Source organism: Aureispira sp. CCB-QB1 (genome assembly GCF_000724545.1).
Taxonomy (GTDB): domain Bacteria; phylum Bacteroidota; class Bacteroidia; order Chitinophagales; family Saprospiraceae; genus Aureispira.
On the sequence record NZ_JHBV01000103.1, the window covers coordinates 1 to 510 of the forward strand.

1 protein-coding gene is annotated in these 510 nt (G+C 46.1%); it reads right to left on the reverse strand.

The annotated features are described in order from the left end of the window. On the reverse strand, positions 1–510 hold a 510-nt coding region (locus tag CG11_RS26410; RefSeq protein ID WP_197043972.1), incomplete at both ends, for a SprB repeat-containing protein.

Genomic DNA, 510 nt, shown 5'->3' on the forward strand with positions numbered 1-510 from the left:
CACAAGACATCAACAGCGGTGTAGGTGGCTGCTAATTGTACTGGGTCAGCAATGGTAATACAAGTATCCATTTGACAACCGGCTACATCGGTGACGGTGACACAATAAGTCCCCGCTACTAAACCATTGATGTTGGCGGTATTTTGTCCTTGTGGACTCCAAACATAGCTGTAACCACCACTTCCACCAGCCACAACCACACCAACCGATCCGTCGGCAGCTCCAGTACAACTAATGGCAGCACCATTGTAGTTGCTTAGAACTTGTGGATTTAATGTGATAGCTGTTGGTTCGGTTAAGACAGAACCTGTGCTCACACTACAACCATTGGCATCGGTTACCGTTACGGTATGTGCTCCAGCACAAACGTTGGTGGCGATGCTTGTATTTTGTCCGTTGCTCCATTGATAGGTATAATTTGGTGTTGCTCCTTGTGCATCTACTTCTATGCTACCATCACAACTTCCATGACAAGATGGATTTAGTTGATTGATGATGGCGGCAGTTAAT